Raw genomic sequence first — 23,520 nt, forward strand, 5'->3', positions numbered from 1 at the left:
CACTAGCCTTCACCTGCGGTTTCACGAACAAGGAGACGAAGCGGTGGAGTTCACGAAGATGCGCCCGGACGGGGCGTCGGTCGCCACGCAGCTCGGCGAACTGACGCTGCACCGGACGCGTTCGAGGACGTACACCGAGGCCACGGAGTCCTGGCGGGTGGAGCTCGACGGCCGCCCGCTGGCCGAGCTGCCCCTGTTCGGGCAGCCCGGCTTCCACGCCGCCAGGCTGGCGCGCCGCGGCGTCACCGGCACCTTCGACGGCACCGAGCTGCACGTCCGCGCGCGCGGCCGGCACCTGCTGCGCTCCGGCCGTTTCGTGGAGTTCCGCGCGGGCGACCGCACTCTGCGCTTCGTCCGCCGCGGGGTGCTGCGCGCGGAACTCCTGGAGGACGGCCGGAGCCTGGCCGGCTCCGACGGGCGGGCGCCGGCGGAGCCCGACCCGCTGCGGGTGTGCGCCGTCGCCCTGTACACCTGGGCCGAGTTGGACTACGTCAACGCCAACCCGGTGCTGTGCAACGTCATTTCCTCGGCCGTCGTCTCCCTGCTGTTCTGACGCCCCGACTCAGAGGTCGAGGTCGACCACCACGGGCGCGTGGTCCGACGTCCCCTTGCCCTTGCGGGCCTCGCGGTCGACGTAGCTGTCGGTGACGGCGTCCGCGAACGGCTTGTTGGCGTAGGTGAGGTCGATCCGCATGCCGCGGTTCTTCGGGAACGCCAACTGCCGGTAGTCCCAGTAGGTGTAGGGGTGGTCGTACTTGAGCGGGCGGGGGATCACGTCCTGCAGGCCGACCTCCTGGAGGGCCGTCAGGGCGGCGCGCTCGGGGGCGGTGACGTGGGTGAGGCCCTCGAAGGCGGCGATGTCGAAGACGTCCGCGTCGGTGGGGGCGATGTTGTAGTCGCCGAGGACCGCGAACGGGCGCTCGCCGGCGGCGTCCTCGCGGACGGCGTCGCGGAGCGCGGCCAGCCACTCCAACTTGTAGCGGTAGTGCGCGTGGTCGACCTCGCGGCCGTTGGGCACGTACACCGACCAGACCCGGACGGGCCCGCAGGTCGCGCCGACGGCGCGCGGCTCGACCACCGGGAGCATCGCGTCGTCGGCGAGGAAGCCGGGCTGGCCGGGCAGGTCGCGGACCACGTCCGCCAGCCCGATCCGGGACAGCACGGCGACGCCGTTCCACCGCCCGGTGCCGTGCGCGGCGCTCTCGTAGCCGAGCTCCCCGATCGCCTCGGCCGGGAACGCCTCGGTGGTGCACTTGAGTTCCTGCAGGCACAGGACGTCCGGCTCGGCGGACTCCAGCCACTCCAGCAGCTTGGGCAGCCGGGCGGTGACGGAGTTGATGTTCCAGGTGGCGATGCGGACGGTCACGGCGGCCTTCCCTCGGCGGTACGGACGGACGGAGCTCCCGACACCGGGCCGGTCACCCCGTCCGAACATACCGCCCACCACCGACACCGCCCGGTCGGACAGGCGGGGCCGGGCCTCTCCGGGGCGGACCTACCAGGGAAGCCCGGGAGTGGGCAGGAACTTGAGTTCCGTGTCGAAGAGGCTCACGGCCGTCTGCTTGTCGGGGGTCGCCGGGCTGAGGTAGTACGTGACGACGACGACGTCGCCGTGGGGGGCGACCAGCCTGACGCGCGCCCGGCCCTGGTCGTCGAGGGCGTTGATGATCACACCGGTGGACAGGTCGACGGGGTCGGTGAAGACGGTATCGGGGGCGAGGCTCCGAAAGCCCTGCGCGAGGGCGTCCGCCACGGCCTCGGCACCCGGATCGGCGGTGAAGCGCACCAGGAGGACGACGGACTGCCTCCCGTCGGGGGCAGTCCAGGAGTGGCGGGCCGCCGCCACGAAGCCGTGCCGGTCGAGCCGGCTCCGCACGTCGGCCTTCACGTCCGTGCCCGCCGTGCCGACCATGGCGTCCACCGTGCCGTCCAGGTCGAGGACCCGGTTCGTCTGCGTCGAACCCTCCGGCCCGGCCGGGACGTAGTGCGTCAGTTTCTCCCCGGCCTCGGCGGCGGAGATGGTCCCGGACGGCGAGGCGAGGGGCACGGAAGCGACGGGCGACGGGGGCGCGGCAGGCGACGGGGGCGCGGCGGGCGGGGCGCCGGTGCAGCCCGCCAGGGCTGCAAGGAGCAGCGGGGCGGTCAGGACGTGGACGAGCCGTCTCGGTGTGAACACCGAAGGATCATGGCGGACACGGGAGTTCGCGTCCATCCGATTGCCAGGATCGGCCGGCCCGACAGCCCGTCGGGCCGGCCGCGGCACTAGCGGGAGGGGTGCACCACGGCGGCCGAGCCGCCGCCTCGGCGGGCGGGTTCGGCGGCGGCCAGCCAGCGGCCGTCGGGGAGCCGTTCGATGCCGGTGGCGGCGCCGATCTCCGGGGTGGAGCTGAACACGTGGCCCATGGCCTGGAGTTGCGCCGCCTCGGGGGAGGCGAGGAACGCCGGTTCGGCCTGGGTGGCGGCGGTGTTGCGCTGGCTGGCCCGGGGGGCGGCGATGGCCTGTTCCAGCGTCAGCCCGCGGTCGATCCGCCCGGTGAGCACCTGCAGCACGGTGGTGATGATGGTGGCGCCGCCGGGCGAGCCGACCGCGAGGTACGGCTTGCCGTCCTTGAGCACGATGGTCGGCGAGATCGAGGAGCGCGGGCGCTTGCCCGGGCCGGGCAGGTTGGGGTCGGGGACGCCCGGGGTGAGCGGGGTGAAGTTGAAGTCGGTCAGCTCGTTGTTGAGCAGGAAGCCCCGGCCGGGCACGGTGATGCCGCTGCCGCCGGTCTGCTCGATGGTCAGGGTGTAGGCGACGACGTTGCCCCACCGGTCGGCGACCGTCAGGTGCGTGGTGCTCAGGCCCTCGTACGGTTCGGCCACCGGCTGCCCGCTGCTCGCGCACGCCGCCGGGTGGTACGGGTCGCCGGGGGCGAGCGGGCTGGTCAGGGCGTGCTTCGGGTCGATCAGGCAGGCCCGGGAGGCGCCGTAGGCCGGGTCGAGGAGCTGACGGGTCGGCACCTGGACGAAGCTCGGGTCGCCGACCCAGCGGTTGCGGTCGGCGAAGGCGATCCGGCTGGCCTCCAGGAAGCGGTGGTCGTACTGGACGGGGTCGGCGGTGCTGCCGGCGCCGAGGATGTTCAGCGCCTCGCCGACGGTGGTCCCGCCGGAGGAGGACGGGGCGATGCCGTACACGTCCAGGCCGCGGTAGCTGACGTGGGTCGGGTCCTGCTGCTTCACCCGGTAGGCCGCCAGGTCCGCGGCGTCGACCTTCCCGGGGCGGGCGTTGCGGCCGGACGCCGGGTCGACGGGCGGGTGCTGGAGGGTGCGGACGATGTCGGCGCCGATCGGGCCGCGGTACAGCGCTTCGGTGCCCTTGCGTCCCAACTCCCGGTAGGTGGCGGCGAGATCGGGGTTGCGCAGGGTGGAGCCGACGGCGGGCAGTTGCCCGTTCGGCAGGAACAGCGCGCGGGTGGCCGGGAAGTCCTGGAACCGGGCCTGGTTGAGGGCGGTCTGGTCCTGGAAGGTCCGGTCGACCGTGAACCCCCGGTCGGCGATCCGCTCGGCCGGTTTCAGTACGTCGGCCAGGTCGCGGCTGCCCCAGCGGCGCAGCGCCTGCTCCCAGGTGGCGGCGGTGCCGGGGACGCCGACGGACAGGCCGCTGGTGACGGCGTCGTTGAAGGCCAGCGGCTGCCCGTTCTCCAGGAACAGCGAGCTGTCGGCGGTCCGCGAGGCGGTCTCCCGCCCGTCGAGGGTGGTGACTTTCCCGGTGCGGGCGTCGTAGTGGACGAAGTATCCGCCGCCGCCGATCCCCGCCGAGTAGGGCTCGGTGACGCCGAGCGCGGCCGCCGTGGCGACGGCGGCGTCCACGGCGTTGCCGCCGCGCCGGAGCACCTCCAGTCCGGCGGCGGTGGCGTCGGCGTCGACGCTGGTCACCGCTCCGCCCCAGCCGACGGCCTCGGGCTGTTTCCCGGTGGCGGCGGCCTGGTCGGCCTGGGCGGGTGCGGCGGTGCAGAGCAGTCCGGTGACGAGTGCGAGTGCGGGGACGAGACGGACGAGGGGTCTCATACGGCCTCCTGGGACGGCATCGGTCTCCCGTTCTCCCACACCCGCCGTGCACCCGACAACGGCACGTTCGGCCAACTGCCGTATGCCGAACCGTATCTGCTGCCGCGTCAGCGACCGGCCGCGCGCTCGACCCGGCGGCGCTTGACGGTGCGGAAGCGGCGGGCGACCTGGCGGGCCAGGTCGGCGGCGCCGACCAGGCCGGCCTCGTTGCCGAGGGCGGCGTGGACGATGTCGGCCTCGGGGCGGAAGCCGCGGCCGGTGAGGGTGCGGCGGAAGGCGTCCCGGGCGGGGGCGAGCAGCAGGTCGCCGGCCTCGCTGACGCCGCCGCCGACGACGAAGCGGCCGGGGTCGAGCGCGGCGGCCAGGTTGGCGATGCCGACGCCGAGCCAGCTGCCGACCTCGTAGAGCAGTTCGACGGCGACCGGGTCGCCCTCGCGCGCGGCCTCGGTGACCAGCGGGCCGGTGATGCCGAGCGGGCTGCCGCCGGCCCGGGCGAGCAGCGGCTGCACGACGGGCGACTCCTCGGCGGCGAGTTCCCGGGCCTCGCGTACCAGGGCGTTGCCGGAGGAGTACTGCTCCCAGCAGCCGCGGTTGCCGCAGGGGCAGCGGTGGCCGGCGGGCACCACCTGCATGTGGCCGAACTCGCCGGCCAGGCCGTGCTTGCCGCGGTCGACGTAGCCGTCGCGGACGACCGCGCCGCCGATGCCGGTGCCGAGGGTGATCATCACCATGTGGTCCTCGCCGCGGCCGGCGCCGAAGCGCCACTCGGCCCAGGCGGCGGCGTTGGCGTCGTTCTCGACCACGACGGGGAACCGCAGCCGGGCGCTGAGCGCCTGCTGGAGCGGCTCATTGCGCCAGTTCAGGTGGGGGGCGAACAGCACGGTGGAGCGTGCGGAGTCGACCCAGCCGGCCGCGCCGACGCCGACGGCGTGCACGTCGTGCTTGTCGGCGAGCTGCAGGACGAGCTCGACGATGACGTCCTCGACGACCTTGGGGCTCTTGCTCTTGTCGGGCGTCTCGGTGCGGACCCGCTCCAGGACCTTGCCGTCCCCGTCGACCACGCCGGCCACCACCTTGGTGCCGCCGATGTCCACGCCGATGGTCGGCAGACGCAGCACCCCGGCGGGCAGCGTGCGGCGGCGGCGTTCGGCACGCGGGCCGAGGCCCAGCAGGCTCGGCAGGGCGGGGCGGGCGGGGCCGTTGGCACTGGTCACGGAATGAATGCTCCTGGTTTCGGTAAAAGCTGTGGGCTGGTGCGGGAGGGATGTGGACGAGCTGGCAGACTAGGCCGCGAACGCACAGCGGATTCTCACGAAAACGTGATGTTCCTCTCAGGTTTCTGCGGGTGTCGCCGGCAACTGATCGTGTGTTTGACGCAGTCTGACAAGTGTGATGTGTGAACCGGGGGACCGTGCCCCGGACGGCCGGACGACCCGATTCGAGAGAACCCGATGCAGCTGACAGGCACCCCGTTCCTTATTCTGACGATCATCCTGGTGCCGATCTCCCTGGCGGTGGCGCTGCTGCTGTGGGGCCGGGTGCGTGGCCCGAAGCCCGTCCAGGCCCTGTCCAGGGTCATGATGCTGCTCTTCTGTCAGATCACCGCGGTGCTGACGGTCTTCGTGATGGTCAACAACGCCAACCTGATCTACGGCAGTTGGGACGACCTGCTGGGCACCGGCAACCACGTCCGCGCGGTGCCGAACGTGCAGGCCGACACCGGCGCCTCCGGCACCCCGGGCAACGACTCCAAGCAGCACACCAAGGTCGTCCAGCAGTTCAAGCCGGTCGGCGACTCCAAGGTGCCGAACGACGTGCAGACCACCGACCTGAAGGGCGCGGTCTCCGGCGTCGACGGCGAGGTGCTGGTCTGGCTGCCGCCGCAGTACAACGACCCGGCGTACAAGGACAAGACCTTCCCGGTGGTCGAGCTGCTGCCGGGCTGGCCGGGCTCCTCGAAGACCTGGTTCGGCACGCTCAAGGTGTCCGAGCAGCTGAAGCCGATGATGCAGAGCGGGCAGGTCGCGCCGTTCATCCTGGTCTCGCCGCGCACCAACCTGCTGGGCGACTCCGTCGACACCGGCTGCGCGGACGTGCCGGGCAAGGTCAACGCCGACACCTGGCTGTCCAAGGACGTCCCGCAGATGGTGCTGGACAACTTCCGGGTGGACCCCTCGGCGGACCGCTGGGCGGTGGCCGGCTACTCGGCGGGCGCGCACTGCGCGGCCAAGCTGGCGCTGGAGCACCCGGACCGCTACCGGGCCGGCATCAGCCTCTCCGGCTACAACGACCCGGGCGCGGAGGCCCAGTCGCTGACCGCGAAGGACCCGCACCTGAAGGAGATCAGCAACCCGCTGAACATCCTGAAGAACGCCAAGACCCCGCCGAAGACCGCGCTGTACGTCACCGGCAACAGGGGCGACGGCCTGGAGGGCGGCGAGGCGCTGAAGGCGGCGGCCAAGTCCCCGACCACGGTGACCGTGCAGGAGACCACCGGCCCGCACAGCAGCGACGTGTGGAAGCAGCTGGTCCCGGGCGTCTTCACCTGGCTGACCACGATCATCCCCGCCCAGCACTGACGCACCCGCGCAGAAGCAGGAAGGGCCCGGCCGCCAGGCCGGGCCCTTTCGCGTGTGCCGGGGTCTTCGCATGTGCCGGGGTCAGGGATTCTTCGGCAGGGTGTTGACGTAGTCGGTGCCCGCGCCGTAGAAGCCGTCCACGGTCTGCTGGACCTCCGCCGCGGTGAGGGCCTGGTCGGCCTTGTAGTAGAACCAGTTGACCTTCATGTCCCAGCTGCGCGGGCCGCTGACCGAGGGCAGCAGGTCGATGAACCAGTTGCTGAAGTGGATGTCCATCTGCTCCCGGGCGACGTACTTGTCGGAGCTGGTGAACAGCTCCTTGCCGTCCAGCGAGTAGACCGCCTTGCCGTCCGTCGAGGTGACCATCAGGGTGTGCCAGCCCTCCAGGCGCTGCTTGACGGCGTGGGTGACGCGGTCGGGCGGGTCGGCCTTGAACCAGCTGGTGGTGTCGAGCTTCGGGCCGGGCGCGCCCCAGCCGCCGTTCGGCAGGTACTCGTAGTCGAGTTCGCTGTAGTTCGCCGAGGAGTCCTCGGGCGAGATCGGGAAGAAGGTCTGCACGACGTGGTCGCCGGTGCGGCCGCTGGACGGCTTGTCGCTGAACCAGATCCGGGCGGCGAAGGTCCCGTGGAACAGGTTGCCGCCGGTGCTCTGCACCTCGACCTGCTTGGTGCCCTGCTTGGTGCCGTCGGTGGTGGAGCGCAGTTGCAGCGCCCGGCCGCCCTTGGCGCTCTGGTCCTCGGGGAAGGACGCGCCGGCGGTGGTCCAGGTGTCCTTGATGCCGGGTCCGCCGCCGCCCTCGCGGACCTGCCAGCCGTGCGCGGCGAGGTTCGGGTCGTCGGGGCCGGTGTAGTGGAAGGTGTCGAACAGGGTCCCCGGCGGCCCGCTCGGCGTCGGCGAACCGCCGGCGGCGGGCCCGCCCTTCGCGGCGGAGTCCCCACCGGCGGCGGGGTCGCCGGTGCACGCGGCGAGCGCGCACAGCAGGGTGGGCAGCGCGATCACGCTCCACACGCGACGGCGGGGAAAGCGGCGGGACTGGCGCACACGGGCTCCTTGGGGCGCAGCGGCGGCAGCTGTGGACACGCCTGTTGCGCGGGGATCGACGACCGGTCGGAGGCGGTCATCCTAACGGGGCTCACGGGCCGCGCCGCCGCCGGGAGGGCCTGCCGGGCGGCCATCGGCCGAGGTCAACGGTCCGTGCACAGGTGCATACCAGTACGTGGCGGTAAGAGTCTCGATCCGATCACAACCCTGACCCAGAAGGTGTCGAAAGTGGACATCGGGACCAATTCGTCCCAGGTCGGTGCACTAGCGTTCGAGTCACGCTCCCGCGGTCTTCCCTCCCTGCACCTGAAAGGCCTCGCTCGGTGCGCCCTGCCATGAATTCCTCCGAGCGCGCGTCGGCGTACCCGGCTCCGCCCGGCGCGCCCGGCCCGGACGGGTTCCAGGAGCCGTTCACCGAGGCACCGTTCGCCGAGGTGCCGTTCGCCGAAGAACCGCCGCCCGAACCGGTGTTCGTGGACGAGTCGGGTCTGCGCGGCCGGCTGCTGCGCGGTCTCGGCTGGCCGGTGTCGGTGGTGGGCGCGGTGCTGGCGGTGGCGATGGGCGGCAGCCTGATCGGCGTTCAGGCGGACGCCCCGGCGATGGAGATCCCCCCGCAGACCGCCCGGCCGGTGCAGCCCGCGCCGTCGGCGTCGCCGTCGGCCGAGGCCTCGTCCTCGCCGTCCTCGCCCTCCTCGTCCTCCTCGCCGTCGCGGACGCCTTCGCACTCCACCTCGCCCAGGCCGGGCGCCTCGACCGGCGGTTCGAAGACCACCGGGAAACCTTCGGCGCCGTCGACCAAGCACCCCTGATCCATTCGCACCACCCTTTCCAGGAGCGCCCTTTGTCCCGCCACCAGCGCCGGCGGCAGTCCCTGCTGAGGCCGCGCCGACTGGCCGCGCCGCCGTTGCGTTTCGTGATGCCGCTGTCCCTGCTGGCGTGCCTGCTGGTGCTGCTGGTGCTGCGCGGTCTCGCCACCAACGAGGTGTTCCACGACACCCGGATCGCGCAGTCCGTCGACAAGACGACCGTCCCGGAGGACCTGCTCAAGGGCGGCCCGGTGATCGACGCGCGCGGCGAGCACAAGGCGAACCCGGTGAGCTACCGGATCCCGGACAAGACCGTGGTGCTGAGCTTCGACGACGGTCCCTCCCCGGAGTGGACGCCGAAGATCCTGAGCGTGCTGAAGGCGCACGACATCCGCGCGGACTTCTTCGTGACCGGCTCGATGACCACCCGCAACCCGGAGCTGATCCGGCAGATCGTCGCGGACGGCCACGAGATCGGCCTGCACACCTTCACCCACCCCGACCTGGCATTCCAGTCGCACTCCCGGATCGGCTGGGAGCTGGCGCAGACCCAGCTGGCGCTGGCCGGCGTCGCGGGCGTGCACAGTTCGCTGTTCCGGCCGCCGTACTCCTCGGACGCCTCCGCGATGGACGACTGGAACTACCCGGTCATCAAGTACGTGGGCGCGCACGGCTACCTGACGGCGTTCATCGACCGCGACACCGACGACTGGAAGCGCCCGGGCGTCGAGGAGATCGTCAAGGCGGCGATGCCGTCCACGCCGGGCGCGGGCGAGCTGATCCTGCTGCACGACGCGGGCGGCGACCGCGCCGAGACCGTCGAGGCGCTGGAGCAGATCATCGTCAAGCTGCAGGGCGAGGGCTACCGCTTCACCACCGTCTCGGACGCGCTGGGCGCCTCCCCCGCGATGGTGCCGGTGCACGGCTTCCAGCTGTGGGCGGGCAAGGGCTTCGTCTGGGCCACCCAGGTCGCGGTGTACACCCTGCCGCTGCTGGTCGGGCTGCTCGCGCTGGTCGGCTTCCTGAACTTCGGCCGGTTCGCGCTGATGGTCGTCCTCGCCCCGGTGCACGCCCGCCGCTCCAAGCGCAAGGGCGCCTGGGGGCCGCCGGTCACCGAGCCGGTCACCGTGCTCGTCCCGGCGTACAACGAGCTGGAGTGCATCGCCAACACCCTCAACTCACTGGCCGCCAGCGACTATCCGATCGAGGTCATCGTCATCGACGACGGCTCGACGGACGGCACCGCGGACATCGTCGAGGAGATGGACCTGCCGTTCGTCCGGCTGATCCGCAAGGTCAACGGCGGCAAGCCCAGCGCGCTCAACGCCGGCATCGCGGCCGCCTCGTACGACATCGTGGTGATGATGGACGGCGACACCGTGTTCGAGCCGTCCACGGTGCGGGAGCTGGTCCAGCCGTTCGCCGATCCGAACGTGGGCGCCGTCGCGGGCAATGCCAAGGTCGGCAACCGGGACAGCCTGATCGGCGCCTGGCAGCACATCGAGTACGTCCTCGGCCACAACCTGGACCGCCGGATGTACGACGTGCTGAACGTCATCCCGACCATCCCCGGCGCGGTCGGCGCGTTCCGCAAGGAGGCGCTGCGGCAGGTCGGCGGGATGAGCGACGACACCCTCGCCGAGGACACCGACATCACCATCGCGGTGCTCTGCGAGGGCTGGCGGGTCGTCTACGCCGAGCGCGCCCGCGCCTGGACCGAGGCACCCGCGAGCCTCCAGCAGCTCTGGTCGCAGCGCTACCGCTGGAGCTACGGCTCCATGCAGGCGATGTGGAAGCACCGCCGCGCGGTGGTCTCCCGCGGCCCGGCCGGGCGCTTCGGCCGGATCGGGCTGCCGATGGTGGTGCTGTTCGGCGTGGTCGCGCCGCTGCTGTCGCCGCTGATGGACCTGTTCCTGCTGTACGGCGTGCTGTTCACGGACGCCTCGATCACACTCGCCAGCTGGGGCGGTTTCATCCTGCTCCAGGGCCTGCTGTCCTGGTACGCCTTCCGGCTCGACCGCGAGAAGCCCTGGCATCTGATCAGCCTGCCGCTGCAACAGGTGGTGTACCGCCAGCTGATGTACATCGTCCTGCTCCAGGCCACCATCACCGCGCTCACCGGTGGACGGCTGCGCTGGCACAAGCTCCGGCGCACCGGCGAGGTCGCTGTCCCCGTGGAGGCCTGACCATGAGCGACACCATCCGGCTGCGGATCCCCGAGCAGCTGCGCCGCGACAACGCCCCGGACACGCTCGTCCCGGCCCTGCGCAAGGCCGGCCGGGACCGCTACCTCGACCTGCTGCGCGCGATGGCGCTGGTCCGCGTGGTGCTCTACCACCACTTCGAGTGGTTCTGGCTGCCGCTGGTGTTCCCGTCGATGGGCGTGATGTTCGCGCTGGCGGGCTCGCTGATGACGCGTTCGCTGAGCCGCCCCGCGCTCGGCGTCATCCGCGGCCGGCTGCGCCGCCTGCTGCCGCCGATGTGGCTGTTCGGCGCCGCCGTGGTCACCCTCCAGGTCCTCGACGGCGGCGGCCCGGACTCCGACGGCCACCCCACCTGGTGGTGGGCGAAGCTGGCGTTCTGGGTGCTGCCGCTGAGCACTCCCCCGTACGCGGCGGAGCTGCACGGCTTCGGCGGGCACCTGGAGACCGGCTGGGCCTCCCAGCTGGTGGTGCCGCTGTGGTACCTGCGGGCCTACCTCTGGTACGTGCTGCTGTCGCCGCTGATGCTCAAGGCGCTGCGCCGCTTCCCGGTGGTGACGCTGTTCGCCCCGCTGGCGCTGGTGATCGTCATGAACGCGTTCTTCACCGGCCAGGACTTCCCGTACGGCCGCGTCTGGGAGACCGTCAACGACTTCGCGATGTTCGGCTCCTGCTGGATCCTCGGCATGGCCCACCAGGAGGGGCTGCTGCGGCGGATCCCGCAGTACGTGCTGCCGTCGATCGCCCCGCTGATCATGGTGGCGGGCTTCTGGTACCTCCAGACCCGGCCGATCGACCCGACCCTGCCGACCGACATCGAGGTCTGGCCGATCGCCCAGGCCCTGTGGTCCTTCGGCTTCGTCGCGCTGCTGCTGCACGTCAGCCCGTCCTGGGAGCAGTGGCCGCCGCGGCTGGAGCGCTGGAACGGCCTGATCGGGCTGCTCAACTCGCGGGCCGTCACGGTCTACCTGTGGCACGTCCCGGCGCTGGTGCTGGCCATCCCGCTGATCGACCCGCTGTGGAACGTCGACTTCTTCTACCAGCACCTCAGGTGGCTGCTGACCAGCCAGTGGTTCAGCCTGCTGGTGGCGATCCCGGTGCTCGCCGTGCTGGTGACGGCCCTCGGCTGGGTCGAGGACGTCGCGGCGAAGCGCAGGCCGCGGCTGTTCCCGTACCCGCGCCGCCCGCGCGGCCGGCGGCGCAACGCCTGACGGGCCGTCAGGCGATCTGGAGGGCCAGGTAGAAGTCCACCCGGTCCTCCAGCCGGGACAGGTCGCGGCCGGTGAGCTCCTCGATCCGGCCGATCCGGTAGCGCAGCGTGTTGACGTGCACGTGCAGCTGGGCGGCGCAGCGGGTCCAGGAGCCGTCGGCGCGCAGGAACGCGGCGAGGGTGTGCAGCAGGTCGGCCTGGTGCTCCTCGTCGTAGACGGTGACGGGGTCGAGCAGCCGGGCCCGGAAGGTGCGCCGGACCTCGTCGGGGACGGCGGCCAGCAGCAGGACGTGCGAGGCGAGTTCCTCCGGGCCGGCGACCCGGATCCGGCCGGCCCGGGTGTCGGCGACCCGGCGGGCGTGCCGGGCCTCGTCGAGGGCGCCGCGCAGCCCGGCCGGATCGGCGGTGGGCGCGCACACGCCGACGGCGATCCGCTGCTCCGCGTCGAGTCCGGCTTCCAGCGGGGCCAGCAGGGCCCGTACCTCGTCGGCGGGGACGGCGGCGTCGGGGGCGGGCAGCACGGCGACGGCGCCGGTGGGGCCGGCGGCGGCGACCAGGGCGGTGCCGAGCAGCGCCTCTTCGAGGATCGGGCGCAGCGCGCCGTCGGGCAGTCCGGTGGCGTCGGCGGACAGCACCAGCCGGCGGGCGTGGCCCTCGCCGTGCAGGGCGCGGCCGATCTCGGCGGGGTCGGCGTCGCGGCGCAGCAGGGAGAGGAGTTCGTCGGCGATCCGGCGGCGCAGGCGGCGGCTCTCGTCGCGGCGGACGCGTTCGGCGGCGACCAGGCGGGCCAGGTTGTCGGCGAGCTGGCGGCGTTTGGCAGGCCATTCGGCGAGGTCGCCGGCGAGGACGAGGATCCAGTCGGCGAGCGGGGTGGGGCCGGCGGTCTCGGCGGCGGGCAGCAGCGAGTAGGCGCCGTCGGCGAGCCGGACCCGGTGCGGGGGGCGGTGGCCGCGCTGCTGGGCGGCGAGGTGGGCGCGGGCCAGGCGGTCGCGGTCGGCGGGGGCGAGGCGGTCGGCGGTCCCGGCGACGACCTGGCCGGTGGGGGTGAGCACCCAGCAGTCCAGGTCGAGGTCGCCGCCGAGCAGGTCGAGGACGGCGTCCAGGCCGCCCGCGCCGGCGGCGGAGACCAGCAGCCGGTGCCGGTCGACGAGGGCGGCGAGGTCGGCGGCCCGTCCGGCGGAGACGTGCCGGCCGACGTACTCGGTGACGGCGCCGAAGGCGATGTCGTCGGGGACGGCGAGCAGCGGCAGCCGGTGCCGGCGGCAGGCCTCGACCAGGTCGTCGGGGACGGGTCCGACCTCCACCTCGCCGGCGCCGAGCGCGGCCGCGCCGCCCGCCACCAGGGTGCGCACGAAGCGCGCGGAGTCGGCGGGGGCGGTGCGCCACAGCATGCCGGTGAGGACGAGTTCGCCGCCGTGCAGGAACCGGCCGGGGTCCTGGAGGTCGGTGGTCATCACGCCGGTGACCTGCCGGTCGAGTTCGTCCTCGCCGGCGAGCAGGCGCAGTCGGGGTGCGCCGGGGGCGAGCAGGTCGCGGACGCGCATGGACGGGGCCCTTCGTGACGGTGCGGCGGGTGGTGCGGGTGCTCGTGGGGGTGATTCCGGGGCGGGGACGGCCCAGGGTGACCCGGGTGGGCCTGCGGATCGTCCACATTGGACGAACGTACAGGACGGTGCGGCGGCGCACCGTCGGCGATCGTGCCATCGGTGACTGCCGGTGGCCCCGGTGGCGGAGGTTCACTGGCCTGCACGCCGCCGGGGCGTCCCCGGCCGCGTCCGTCCGTCGGCGAAAGAGTCGGCGACGGGAGTCGGCGACGGGAGTCGGCGACGGGAGTCGGCGACGGGAGTCGGCGACGGGAGTCGGCGACGGGAGTCGGCGAAGAGAGGAGTCACCCGTATGGAGTTCCTTCGGCCCGCGTCCTGGGACGAGGCGCTCGCGGCGATGGCCGAGCACCCCGGCGCGCTGCCGATCTCCGGCGGCACCGACGTCATGGTCGAGTTGAATTTCGACCTGCGCCGGCCGCCCGCGGTCCTCGACCTGAACCGCGTCGCCGAGTTGGCGGAGTGGAGCAGCGACGGCGCGTCGGTGCGGCTGGGCGCGGCGGTGCCGTACGCGCGGATCATCGACGAGTTGTCGGGGCCGCTGCCGGGGCTGGCGACGGCGGCGCGGACGGTGGGCTCGCCGCAGATCCGCAACCGGGGCAGCGTCGGCGGCAACCTGGGCGCGGCCTCGCCGGCGGGTGACGCGCATCCGCCGCTGCTGGCGGCGGGCCGGGGGGTGCGGGTGGAGGCGCACTCGGTGCGCGGGGTGCGGCTGATCCCGATCGACGAGTTCTACCTCGGGGTGAAGCGGAACTGCCTGGCCCCGGACGAGTTGATCCGGGCGGTGCGGATTCCGGTCGCCGACGGCCCGCAGCAGTTCTCCAAGGTCGGCACCCGCAACGCGATGGTGATCGCGGTGTGCGCGTTCGCCCTGGCCCTGCACCCGGCCGACGGCACGGTCGGCACCGGCATCGGCTCGGCCGCGCCGACGCCGCGCCGCGCGCCGGAGGCCGAGGAGTACCTGCGGGAGTCCCTGGACTGGACCTCCGGCGGGCCGCTCGACCCGCAGGTGCCGCTCCGCTTCGGCGAGTTGGTGGCGGCGGCGGCCGACCCGATCGACGACGTCCGGGGCACCGCCGCGTACCGGCGGCACGCCCTGGCCGTGCTGGCCCGGCGCACCCTGGCGTGGTGCTGGGACGACTACCGCGAGCAGCTCGGGAGGACGGCATGAGGGTGGTGTTCACCGCGAACGGCCGGCGGGTGGAGGCCGACGACGTGTGGGAGGGCGAGTCGCTGCTGTACGTGCTGCGCGAGCGGGTCGGCCTGCCCGGGTCGAAGAACGCCTGCGAGCAGGGCGAGTGCGGCTCCTGCACCGTCTACCTGGACGGGGTCCCGGTCTGCGCCTGTCTGGTGGCGGCCGGTCAGGTCCAGGGCCGGGAGGTCCGCACCGTGGAGGGCCTGACCGGCCCGGACGGCGCGCTCGGCCCGGTGCAGCAGGCGTTCCTGGAGGCGGGCGCGGTGCAGTGCGGCTTCTGCACGCCCGGCCTGCTGGTGCAGACCGACGCGCTGCTGGCCCGGGACCCGCGGCCGTCCGACGGAGACATCCGCGAGGCGCTGTCGGGCAACCTGTGCCGCTGCACCGGCTACGAGAAGATCATGGACGCGGTGCGGCTGGCCTCGGCCCGCATCTCCGGTATCTCCGGCATCTCCGGCGAGGGGGGCGGGGCATGACCACCCGTTCGATCCAGGGCGAGAAGAACCTGCGGAAGATCGACCAGGCGTCCGAGGACGGCATCGGGCGGTCGCCGCTGCGCCCGGACGGCGCGCTGAAGGTGAAGGGCGAGTTCGCGTACTCCTCCGACCTGTGGCACGAGGACATGCTGTGGGGCACGGCGCTGCGCTCCCCGCACCCGCGCGCGAACATCCGGTCGATCGACATCTCGGCGGCCCTGGCCGTCCCCGGCGTGCACGCGGTGCTCACCCACGAGGACATCCCGGGCAGCCCGTACTACGGCCTGGAGTTCGCCGACCAGCCGGCCCTGGCCGTCGGCAAGGTCCGCTACCAGGGCGAGCCGGTCGCGCTGGTGGCCGCCGACCATCCGGAGACGGCGCGCCGGGCGGCGAAGCGGATCGCCGTCGCGTACGAGGTGCTCGCCCCGATCACCACCGAGGAGCAGTGCCTCGACCCGGGCCGCCACGGCTACGTCCACGAGCCGCACGAGTACAAGGCCCGCGCGCACGGCAACCTCTGCCACGAGCAGCGGCTGGTGGCGGGCCTGGGCGTCACCGACGAGGTGCGGGCGCTGGCGGACGTGATCGTGGCCGGCGAGTACGAGGTCGGCATGCAGGACCAGGCGTTCCTGGGCCCCGAGTCGGGTCTCGCGGTGCCCGCCGAGGACGGCGGCGTGGACCTGTACATCGCCACCCAGTGGCTGCACGTGGACCGGCAGCAGATGGCGCCGGTGCTGGCCCTGCCGGAGGAGAAGATCCGGCTCACCCTCGCCGGGGTGGGCGGCGCGTTCGGCGGCCGCGAGGACCTGTCGATGCAGATCCACGCCTGCCTGCTGGCGCTGCACACCCGAAAGCCCGTCAAGATCGTGTACTCCCGCGACGAGTCGTTCTTCGGGCACGTGCACCGCCACCCGGCGCGGATGCGCTACGAGCACGGCGCCACCCGGGACGGGAAGCTGGTCTTCGCGGACTGCCGGATCGTGCTGGACGGCGGCGCGTACGCCTCCACCTCGGCCGCCGTGGCGGGCAACGCGGCCTCGCTCGGCCACGGGCCGTACGTCGTCCCGAACGTGCGGATGCAGGCGATCTCGCTGTACTCCAACAACCCGCCGTGCGGGGCGATGCGCGGCTTCGGCGCGGTGCAGGCCGCGTTCGGCTACGAGTCGCAGATGGACCGGCTGGCGGCGGCGCTCGGCATGGACCCGGTGGAGCTGCGGCAGCTGAACGCCCTCGCGCAGGGCGACGTGATGCCGACGGGGCAGCAGGTCGACTCGCCCGCGCCGGTCGCCGAGCTGCTGCAACGCGTCAAGGACCGGCCGCTGCCGCCGCCGCTCGACCCGTCCGACCGGCGGGCGCTGCCCGGCGCGCTGTCGAACACCTCGCACGGCGAGGGGATCGTGCGCGGCGTCGGCTACTCGGTGGGCATCAAGAACGTCGGCTTCTCCGAGGGCTTCGACGACTACTCGACCGCCCGGGTCCGGCTGGAGGTGATCGGCGGCGCGCCGGTGGCGATGGTGCACACGGCGGCCGCGGAGGTCGGCCAGGGCGGCGTCACCGTGCACGCCCAGATCGCCCGCACCGAGCTCGGCGTCGAGCGGGTCGCCATCCACCCGGCCAACACCGAGATCGGCTCGGCGGGTTCGACCTCCGCGTCCCGGCAGACGTACATGACGGGCGGCGCGGTCAAGCTCGCCGCCGAGGCCGTCCGGGAGGCGCTGCTGGAGCGCGGCCGGCGCCGGCACGGCTGGACGCACGACGACCTGTCGCTGGCCGGCGGCCGGGTGGTCTCCGCGTCGGCGGGCGTGCTGGCCCCGCTGGCGGAGCTGCTCGGCGACGAGCCGATCGAGCGGACCAGGGTGCACCGCCACCGTCCGACCGTCGCGCTGCACCCGGAGACCGGGCAGGGCTTCGGGCACGTCCAGTACTCCTTCTGTGCGAACCGCGCCGTGGTGGACGTGGACGTGGAGCTCGGACTCGTCAAGGTGGTCGAGTTGACGGCCGTTCAGGACGTCGGCCGGGCGCTGAACCCGCTCGCCGTGGTCGGCCAGATCCAGGGCGCCTGCACGCAGGCGCTGGGTCTGGCGGTGATGGAGGAGATCGTGGTCACGGACGGCAAGGTGCGCAACGCCTCGTTCACCGACTACCTGATCCCGACCGTTCTGGACACCCCGCCGATCCCGGTGGAGCTCCTCGAACTGCCCGACCCGCACGCCCCGTACGGACTGCGCGGCGTCGGCGAGGCCCCCACCGTCTCCGCCACCCCGTCGATCGTGGCGGCGATCCGGCAGGCCACCGGGAAGGCGCTGAACCGCATCCCCGTCCGGCCGGAGCACCTGACTCTCTGATCCTTGGGAACCGACATGGCACAGACCCCGGTGGAGCCCGGCCCCACCTCGCGCGGCGCGCTGGACACGTACTTCAGGATCTCGGCGCGCGGCTCCACCGTGGGCACCGAAGTGCGCGGCGGCCTCACCACCTTCATGGCGATGGCCTACATCATCCTGCTCAACCCGGTGATCCTGAGCGGCGCGGACGTCACCGGCCACCGGCTCGACCACGCCCAGGTGACCACCGCCACCGCACTCGCCGCGGCCGTCACCACGATCGTGATGGGCGTGGTCGGCAACGTGCCGCTGGCGCTGGCCGCCGGCCTGTCCGTCTCGGGCGTGATCTCCGCGCTGGTGGTGCCGCACACCACCTGGCCGCAGGCGTTCGGGCTGTGTGTGATCTACGGCCTGCTGATCGTGCTGCTGGTGGTGTCCGGCCTGCGCGAGAAGATCATGCACGGCATTCCGCTGCCGCTGAAGCACGCGATCACCATCGGCATCGGCCTGTTCATCTCGATCGTCGGCTTCGTCAAGGCCGGGTTCGTGCACACCGGCGGCCCGACCCCGCTCTCCCTCGGCCCGTTCGGCGAGCTGGAGGGCTGGCCGGTGCTGCTCTTCTGCCTCACCCTGCTGCTGATCTTCGTGCTGCTGGCCCGCGGCGTGCGTGGCGCGATCCTGATCGGGCTGGCGATCGGCACCGGTGCGGCGATGATCGTCGACCAGGTCGCCGACCTGACCGCCGACGACTGGGGCGGCTCCGCGCCGGTGTGGCCCGGATCGCCGGTCTCCGCGCCGGACTTCGGGCTCTTCGGCCACGTCGACCTGTTCGGCGCGTTCGGCGCGCAGGGCATGGGCGCGATCAGCGCCACCGTCGCGGTGTTCACCCTGGTGCTGGCCGGGTTCTTCGACGCGATGGCCACCATCATCGGCGTCGGCACCGAGGCGGGGCTCACCGACGCCAAGGGCCGGATGCCGGGCCTGTCGAAGGCGCTGTTCATCGACGGCGCGGGCGGCGCGATCGGCGGCGTCGCCGGGGCGTCCGGGCAGACCGTCTTCCTGGAGTCCGCGACCGGCGTCGGCGACGGCGCCCGCACCGGCCTGGCCTCCACCGTCGTCGGCGGCATGTTCGCCCTGATGCTGTTCTTCTCCCCGCTCGCCGCCATCGTCCCGGTGCAGGTCGCCTCCGCCGCCCTGGTGGTGATCGGCTCGCTGATGATGAGTCAGGCCCGGCTCATCGACTGGTCGGACCGTGAGGTCGCCGTCCCCGCGTTCCTCACCAGCGTGGTCATGCCGTTCACGTACAGCATCACCGCGGGCGTCGGCGCCGGCATCGTCTCCTACACCGTCGTCAAGGCCGGCACGGGGAAGTGGCGCGAGCCCGGGGTGCTGATGTGGATCCTCACCTTCGTGTTCGCCGCCTACTTCGCGCTCGCCCCGATCAAGTCCTGGCTGGGCGTCCACTAGGGCCTGTCCGGCCGGCAGGCCCCAAGGAGCACTCGTGCAGGACATCGCCGCGCAACTCCACGCCTGGCACGCCGCCCGGCGGCCCTTCGCCCTGGCCACCGTGGTCCGGGCCTCCGGCAGCGCCCCGCGCGAGCCCGGCGCGGCGCTGGCCGTGGACGCGGACGGCGAGGCCGTCGGGTCGATCTCCGGGGGGTGCGTGGAGGGCGCGGTGTACGCGCTGTGCGAGGAGGCGCTGGCCTCCGGCGTGCCGGTCCTGGAGCACTTCGGGTACAGCGACGAGGACGCGTTCGCGGTCGGGCTGACCTGCGGCGGGTCGCTGGACGTCCTCGTGCAGCCGGTCCTCGGCCCGGCCCCCGGCCTGGACGCGGCCCTCGCCGCTCTGGTCTCCGGCACGCCCGTCGCACTGGCCCGGGTGATCGACGGGCCGTCGGCGCTCCTCGGCGGCACGCTCGCCGTCACCGCCGGGACCGCCCACGGCAGCCTGCCGCTGCCGCACGCCGTCGGCGAAGTCCGGGCGATGCTCGCGGCCGGACGCACCGGCCTGCTGCGGCTCGGCGACGCCACGCTCTTCGTCGACTCGCACGTCCCGCCGCCCCGGATGCTGGTCTTCGGCGCCATAGACTTCGCCGCCGCGGTCGCCCGGGTCGGCGCGTTCCTCGGCTACCGGGTCACGGTGTGCGACGCCCGGCCGGTGTTCGCCACCCGCCGCCGCTTCCCCGACGCGGACGAGGTCGTCGTCGACTGGCCGCACCGCTACCTCGACTCCCAGGCCGGGCAGTTGGACGCCCGGACCGTCCTGTGCGTGCTCACCCACGACGCCAGGTTCGACCTCCCCCTGCTGGAGCGCGCCCTGCGCCTGCCCGTCGCCTACGTCGGCGCGATGGGCTCCCGCCGCACCCACCACGACCGCCTCGCCCACCTCCGCGAAGCCGGCCTCACCCCCGCCGAACTGTCCCGCCTGCACTCCCCCATCGGCCTCGACCTCGGCGCCCGCACCCCCGAGGAGACCGCCGTCGCCATCGCCGCCGAAATCATCGCCCACACCCACGGCGGCACCCACCTCCCCCTGACCACCACCGAGGGCCCGATCCACCACGCCGGCCGCCCGTGACGGCGTCCTCGCCCGGCTCCCTGTCGGCCACTACGGATCAGGAATCGAACGCCCGCGTCGCGCCGTACTTCGCGGCGTCCTCCAGGACCACCGGGCTCGCCTGCCGCGGCACGCCCAGCTGCTCCCGCTCGACCGGCAGGCCGGTCGGGAGCATGGGGGCCAGCGCCTCGAACACGGCCCACACCGCCGAGCCGCGGTAGTCGGCGAACTCCTCGGTGGCGCGCAGCCACAGGGCGCCGGACGGAAGCTCGTCGACGGCGGACAGGCGCGCCCCGGCGAACGCGGCGGCGCCGCCGTGCTCGGCCGCCAACTGGCGTGGCACGACAGTGATCCAGTCGTAGCCGCGGAGGATCCGCCGGGCGTCGTCGTAGGTGTCGCCGAGATCGCGAAGGCCCAGCGCGCTCTCCAGCTCGGTGCAGGTCCTGTCTCCGCCGTACCCGACGGATCCGAACACCGGGTCCGCCCCGTCCGCCACGTTGCGGATGCTCTCCACCACGGCGCGGACCAGCGGGGCGGAGATCGGCGTCTCCAGGTGGAGGACCGCCCACCGCTCGTCCGCGTCGTCCCGCCACGCCATCAGGTGGCACACGACGTCGACGGTGAACCCGCCCTGCCCGATGACCGTCGCCGTCGCGGACACCGTCCGGCCCTCCGCCGCCCGTTCGGCGAGCCACCCGAGGTTCTCCGCACTGCACGGCCGGTGCCGGTGCATGCCGCCGAGCTCCGAGGAGGCTGCCGTCAGCCGGATCCGACCGGCGAGGGCGTCGCCGTGGACCCGCCCGGCCTTCCCGGCCGCGAGCTCCTCGACCCGGGCCTTCAACGGGCCTTCGAAGCGGTCCAGCACATCGGTGAGGAACCGGTGGACGACCGCCCGGTACTCCGCCGGGCTCCCGACGTCCAGCAGGACTTCGCCACGGAGGCGCGCGTTGCCCCCGCCGGTCACAGCGTCGCGCCGAGCGGCCGGTCGGGGTGGGAGCCGGGGAGGACCCAGGCGGTGGCGGAGGCGGTGTGGGTGAGGAAGGGGTTGAGGGCGTCGTTGGCGGCGAGGCGGTTCTGGACGCGGGTGAAGAGGGCGGGGTCGCGCATGAAGGCGCAGAACAGCAGGCCGCGGTCGTCGGGGGTGTCGTCGTAGGAGTAGCCGCGGCGGAGCATCCGGGCGCCGCCGTCGAGGCGGGGGCTGCTGAGCCGGACGTGGGCGTCGACGGGGATGACGTAGGAGCCGTCGGGGTGCTTGACGTAGATGTCGGGGTCGTCGTGTTCGGCGGCGCCGGTGAGGGGGGCGCCGGACATCAGCCGGCGGCCCATCGACAGTTCCTGACGGTCGGCCGGGAGAGCGGCGAAGGCGGCGGTGTCCATGCGTATCCGGCGGTAGACCAGGATGGTGCCGTCGGCGTTCCACAGGCCGGGGTCGGCGGGGTCGGGGTTGGCGCTGCCGTCCTTGAAACCGAACAGGTTGCGCGGGGTCTCCCCGTCGGGGACGGACGGCAGGAACCCGGCCTGGTTCCAGCGGAGGGTCGCCCCGGAGGGCTTGGCGGCGGCGAGCAGGTGCTCCGTCAGGACGCCGGTGGTCCACGGGTGTTCGGCCGAGACCTGGAGGAGGAGGTCGCCGCCGCTGCGCCCGGCGTCGAGCCGGTCGCCTGGGAAGGCGGGCAGTTCGGCGAGTTCGGCGGGCGCGGGGAGCTTCAGCCGGGCGGCCAGCGCGGGGCCGACGGCGGCCAGCGAGGAGATCGGGGCGGCGGACAGTCGCGGGTCGGCGAGGCTGCCGTCGGCCGCGGCCGCGAGCACCTTGTCGACGGCGGCGAGCAGGCCGCGCAGCGCGTCGCGGTCGGCGGCCTCGGGCAGGTCGAGCGCGAGCAGCCTGGTGGCGGGGAGTTGACGGTACGTCAATCCCGACTGCCGTGCGCCGTGGTGGGGAACAACGGCGGGGGGCGTGGCGGCGGGTGCCGCGGCCGGGTCACGGCCGAGGGCGGTGGCCGCGGCCGCGCCCGCCCCGGCGGCCAGCACGGCGCCGGCGGACAGCAGGGCCCGGCGGCCGATCCGGGGCCGGGCGGACGCCGCGGTGTCCTGCGGGTTCCCCGATTCGATGTGCATGGGCGCTATTGGAGACGATAGAACACGTTTCATGCAACTCCTCCATGATTTCCACCTGTTGGTACGCCGACGGACCGGTCCGCGCCGTCTCCGGGTCGGCGTGATAGCACTGGGTCTGCTGCTTCCGGCGCTGGCCGCCTGCTCCTCGTCGGCGTCGCCGTCCGCCGACCGTCACCCGCCGGGCACGGTGATCCAGGTGCCCGAGGACGTCCCGACGGTGCAGCGCGCGGTGGACGTCGCCAACCCCGGAGATCTCGTCCTCGTCCACCCGGGCGTCTACAAGGAGAGCGTGCGGATCACCAAGCCCCGCATCGTGCTGCGTGGTGCGGACCGCAACACGGTGGTCTTCGACGGCGACCTGAAGCTGATCAACGGCATCACCGCGACGGGCGCGGGCACCGTGGTGGAGAACCTCACCGTGCGCGGCTTCCTCGCCAACGGCGTGCTGTTCACCGGCGTCACCGACGAGAAGCTGCAGCGCCACGGCGCGGGCGGCTCCGCGTACGACCCGCTGGACACCACCCGGTTCCCGGCGGTGCAGGGCTTCCGGGCGAGCAAGGTGACCTCGTACGGGAACGCCCTGTACGGCATCTACGCGTTCGACGCGCGTGACGGGATCATCGAGGACTCCTACGCGTCCGGGATGGCCGACTCGGGGATCTACGTCGGCCAGTGCAAGCCGTGCAACACCCTGGTGCGGGGCAACACGGTGGAGCGCAACGCGGTCGGCATCGAGATCACCAACGCCTCGGAGAACCTGACCGTGGTCGGCAACCGGTCCGTCAACAACCGGGTCGGCGTGACGATCAACTCCAACGACCTGGAGTCGCTGGCCCCGCAGCACGCCGCGGTGATCGCCGGCAACGTGATCGCGGACAACAACTCGGCGGACTCGCCGCAGCAGGCCGACGGCGGTTTCGGCATCGGCATCGGCATCGGCGGCGGCACCGACAACCGGGTCGAGCGCAACCTCGTCCAGGGCAACCGTGCCGCGGGCATCGTGGTCACCGACCCGACCGGACACCCCGCCTCGGGCAACCGGGTGACCGCGAACAAGGCCGTCAACAACGGTGTGGACCTGGTCAGTTCGGCCGCCGACCCGGGCAACTGCTTCGCCGGCAACAACCCGGGCACCCAGAGCCCCGCCGGCCTGGAGCAGTTGGCCGCGTGCGGGGCGAGCGGCGGCGGCAAGGTCCCGCCGGGCCGCGCGGTGGGGGTGCAGCCGCCGCCCGGGATGGCGTTCAACGCGGTGCCGGCGCCGCCCGCGCAGCCGTCCATGGACGACCCGAACGCGCCGGCCGTGCCCGCCGTGGACCTGCCCGGCAAGGTCGACCCGGACAGCTACCCGCTGCCGACGGCCGCCTGACGCCA

19 protein-coding genes are annotated in these 23,520 nt (G+C 73.2%); 11 read left to right on the plus strand and 8 right to left on the minus strand.

The window, feature by feature from the left end:
• Window positions 1-43 precede the first annotated feature (43 nt).
• Complete coding sequence (locus tag ACFV4P_RS07610) at window positions 44-553, plus strand: hypothetical protein (protein ID WP_380468355.1); 510 nt, start codon at window positions 44-46, stop codon at window positions 551-553.
• A 9-nt stretch (window positions 554-562) separates the two neighbouring features.
• Here ACFV4P_RS07610 and ACFV4P_RS07615 read toward each other — a convergent pair whose 3' ends face one another.
• From ACFV4P_RS07615 to ACFV4P_RS07630, 4 genes are all read right to left on the minus strand, one after another.
• Entirely contained in the window at window positions 563-1,366 is an 804-nt protein-coding gene (locus ACFV4P_RS07615; RefSeq protein WP_380468357.1) for an exodeoxyribonuclease III, read from the minus strand.
• A gap of 129 nt (window positions 1,367-1,495) precedes the next feature.
• A complete protein-coding gene (locus ACFV4P_RS07620) occupies window positions 1,496-2,176 on the minus strand; it encodes a hypothetical protein (protein WP_380468359.1) in 681 nt (226 codons plus the stop codon).
• An 86-nt stretch (window positions 2,177-2,262) separates the two neighbouring features.
• Complete coding sequence (ggt, locus tag ACFV4P_RS07625) at window positions 2,263-4,047, minus strand: gamma-glutamyltransferase (protein ID WP_380468361.1); 1,785 nt, start codon at window positions 4,045-4,047, stop codon at window positions 2,263-2,265.
• 107 nt (window positions 4,048-4,154) lie between these two features.
• On the minus strand, window positions 4,155-5,261 hold the full coding sequence (locus ACFV4P_RS07630; protein WP_380468363.1) for an ROK family glucokinase: 1,107 nt from the start codon (window positions 5,259-5,261) through the stop codon (window positions 4,155-4,157).
• A gap of 282 nt (window positions 5,262-5,543) precedes the next feature.
• On the opposite strand from ACFV4P_RS07630, the gene ACFV4P_RS07635 reads away from it, so the two are divergent.
• Window positions 5,544-6,626 carry an alpha/beta hydrolase gene (locus ACFV4P_RS07635; protein WP_380468365.1) on the plus strand — a complete coding sequence of 361 codons (1,083 nt, stop codon included), beginning with the start codon at window positions 5,544-5,546 and terminating at the stop codon, window positions 6,624-6,626.
• Between the two features lie 81 nt (window positions 6,627-6,707).
• Here the strand turns inward: ACFV4P_RS07635 and ACFV4P_RS07640 are convergent, their stop codons facing one another.
• Window positions 6,708-7,667 carry a glycoside hydrolase family 16 protein gene (locus ACFV4P_RS07640; protein ID WP_380468367.1) on the minus strand — a complete coding sequence of 320 codons (960 nt, stop codon included), beginning with the start codon at window positions 7,665-7,667 and terminating at the stop codon, window positions 6,708-6,710.
• A gap of 335 nt (window positions 7,668-8,002) precedes the next feature.
• Between ACFV4P_RS07640 and ACFV4P_RS07645 the strand changes: the two genes are divergently transcribed.
• From ACFV4P_RS07645 to ACFV4P_RS07655, 3 genes are all read left to right on the plus strand, one after another.
• Complete coding sequence (locus ACFV4P_RS07645) at window positions 8,003-8,476, plus strand: hypothetical protein (protein ID WP_380468369.1); 474 nt, start codon at window positions 8,003-8,005, stop codon at window positions 8,474-8,476.
• 107 nt (window positions 8,477-8,583) lie between these two features.
• Window positions 8,584-10,659 (plus strand): bifunctional polysaccharide deacetylase/glycosyltransferase family 2 protein, encoded by a 2,076-nt coding sequence (locus ACFV4P_RS07650; protein ID WP_380469121.1) that lies wholly within the window; start codon window positions 8,584-8,586, stop codon window positions 10,657-10,659.
• A 2-nt stretch (window positions 10,660-10,661) separates the two neighbouring features.
• Window positions 10,662-11,885: an acyltransferase gene (locus tag ACFV4P_RS07655; RefSeq protein WP_380468371.1), complete on the plus strand. Its 1,224-nt coding sequence runs from the start codon at window positions 10,662-10,664 to the stop codon at window positions 11,883-11,885.
• A gap of 7 nt (window positions 11,886-11,892) precedes the next feature.
• Here ACFV4P_RS07655 and ACFV4P_RS07660 read toward each other — a convergent pair whose 3' ends face one another.
• A complete protein-coding gene (locus tag ACFV4P_RS07660) occupies window positions 11,893-13,428 on the minus strand; it encodes a PucR family transcriptional regulator (protein ID WP_380468373.1) in 1,536 nt (511 codons plus the stop codon).
• Between the two features lie 352 nt (window positions 13,429-13,780).
• On the opposite strand from ACFV4P_RS07660, the gene ACFV4P_RS07665 reads away from it, so the two are divergent.
• Genes ACFV4P_RS07665 through ACFV4P_RS07685 form a run of 5 tightly spaced genes read left to right on the plus strand, consistent with a single transcriptional unit; the run spans window position 13,781 to window position 20,058 of the window.
• Window positions 13,781-14,656, plus strand: coding sequence for an FAD binding domain-containing protein (locus ACFV4P_RS07665; protein WP_380468375.1), 876 nt, complete (start codon window positions 13,781-13,783; stop codon window positions 14,654-14,656).
• Window positions 14,653-15,156: a (2Fe-2S)-binding protein gene (locus ACFV4P_RS07670; RefSeq protein ID WP_380468377.1), complete on the plus strand. Its 504-nt coding sequence runs from the start codon at window positions 14,653-14,655 to the stop codon at window positions 15,154-15,156. The genes ACFV4P_RS07665 and ACFV4P_RS07670 overlap by 4 nt, the downstream gene beginning before the upstream one ends.
• Entirely contained in the window at window positions 15,153-17,501 is a 2,349-nt protein-coding gene (gene pucD, locus ACFV4P_RS07675; RefSeq protein ID WP_380468379.1) for a xanthine dehydrogenase subunit D, read from the plus strand. Before ACFV4P_RS07670 ends, pucD begins: the two co-directional genes overlap by 4 nt.
• A 15-nt stretch (window positions 17,502-17,516) precedes the next feature.
• Complete coding sequence (locus tag ACFV4P_RS07680; protein WP_380468381.1) at window positions 17,517-18,947, plus strand: NCS2 family permease; 1,431 nt, start codon at window positions 17,517-17,519, stop codon at window positions 18,945-18,947.
• A gap of 34 nt (window positions 18,948-18,981) precedes the next feature.
• Window positions 18,982-20,058: an XdhC family protein gene (locus ACFV4P_RS07685; protein WP_380468383.1), complete on the plus strand. Its 1,077-nt coding sequence runs from the start codon at window positions 18,982-18,984 to the stop codon at window positions 20,056-20,058.
• Between the two features lie 37 nt (window positions 20,059-20,095).
• On the opposite strand, the gene ACFV4P_RS07690 is transcribed toward ACFV4P_RS07685, so the two are convergent.
• Window positions 20,096-21,001 (minus strand): hypothetical protein, encoded by a 906-nt coding sequence (locus ACFV4P_RS07690; protein ID WP_380468384.1) that lies wholly within the window; start codon window positions 20,999-21,001, stop codon window positions 20,096-20,098.
• Complete coding sequence (locus tag ACFV4P_RS07695; protein ID WP_380468386.1) at window positions 20,998-22,149, minus strand: Dyp-type peroxidase; 1,152 nt, start codon at window positions 22,147-22,149, stop codon at window positions 20,998-21,000. Before ACFV4P_RS07695 ends, ACFV4P_RS07690 begins: the two co-directional genes overlap by 4 nt.
• A 100-nt stretch (window positions 22,150-22,249) precedes the next feature.
• On the opposite strand from ACFV4P_RS07695, the gene ACFV4P_RS07700 reads away from it, so the two are divergent.
• Window positions 22,250-23,515, plus strand: coding sequence for a right-handed parallel beta-helix repeat-containing protein (locus ACFV4P_RS07700; RefSeq protein WP_380468388.1), 1,266 nt, complete (start codon window positions 22,250-22,252; stop codon window positions 23,513-23,515).
• The last annotated feature ends 5 nt before the right edge of the window (window positions 23,516-23,520 follow it).

It is taken from the genome of Kitasatospora sp. NPDC059795, from assembly GCF_042732175.1.
In the GTDB taxonomy this organism is placed as follows: domain Bacteria; phylum Actinomycetota; class Actinomycetes; order Streptomycetales; family Streptomycetaceae; genus Kitasatospora.

What these genes read in the sequence shown, in the direction of transcription:
- ggt (WP_380468361.1), bottom strand. Translation starts at nt 4,047, where the DNA reads ATGAGACCCCTCGTCCGTCTCGTCCCCGCACTCGCACTCGTCACCGGA.
- ACFV4P_RS07645 (WP_380468369.1), top strand. Translation starts at nt 8,003, where the DNA reads ATGAATTCCTCCGAGCGCGCGTCGGCGTACCCGGCTCCGCCCGGCGCG.
- ACFV4P_RS07650 (WP_380469121.1), top strand. Translation starts at nt 8,584, where the DNA reads ATGCCGCTGTCCCTGCTGGCGTGCCTGCTGGTGCTGCTGGTGCTGCGC.
- ACFV4P_RS07655 (WP_380468371.1), top strand. Translation starts at nt 10,662, where the DNA reads ATGAGCGACACCATCCGGCTGCGGATCCCCGAGCAGCTGCGCCGCGAC.
- ACFV4P_RS07660 (WP_380468373.1), bottom strand. Translation starts at nt 13,428, where the DNA reads ATGCGCGTCCGCGACCTGCTCGCCCCCGGCGCACCCCGACTGCGCCTG.
- ACFV4P_RS07665 (WP_380468375.1), top strand. Translation starts at nt 13,781, where the DNA reads ATGGAGTTCCTTCGGCCCGCGTCCTGGGACGAGGCGCTCGCGGCGATG.
- ACFV4P_RS07670 (WP_380468377.1), top strand. Translation starts at nt 14,653, where the DNA reads ATGAGGGTGGTGTTCACCGCGAACGGCCGGCGGGTGGAGGCCGACGAC.
- pucD (WP_380468379.1), top strand. Translation starts at nt 15,153, where the DNA reads ATGACCACCCGTTCGATCCAGGGCGAGAAGAACCTGCGGAAGATCGAC.
- ACFV4P_RS07680 (WP_380468381.1), top strand. Translation starts at nt 17,517, where the DNA reads ATGGCACAGACCCCGGTGGAGCCCGGCCCCACCTCGCGCGGCGCGCTG.
- ACFV4P_RS07695 (WP_380468386.1), bottom strand. Translation starts at nt 22,149, where the DNA reads ATGCACATCGAATCGGGGAACCCGCAGGACACCGCGGCGTCCGCCCGG.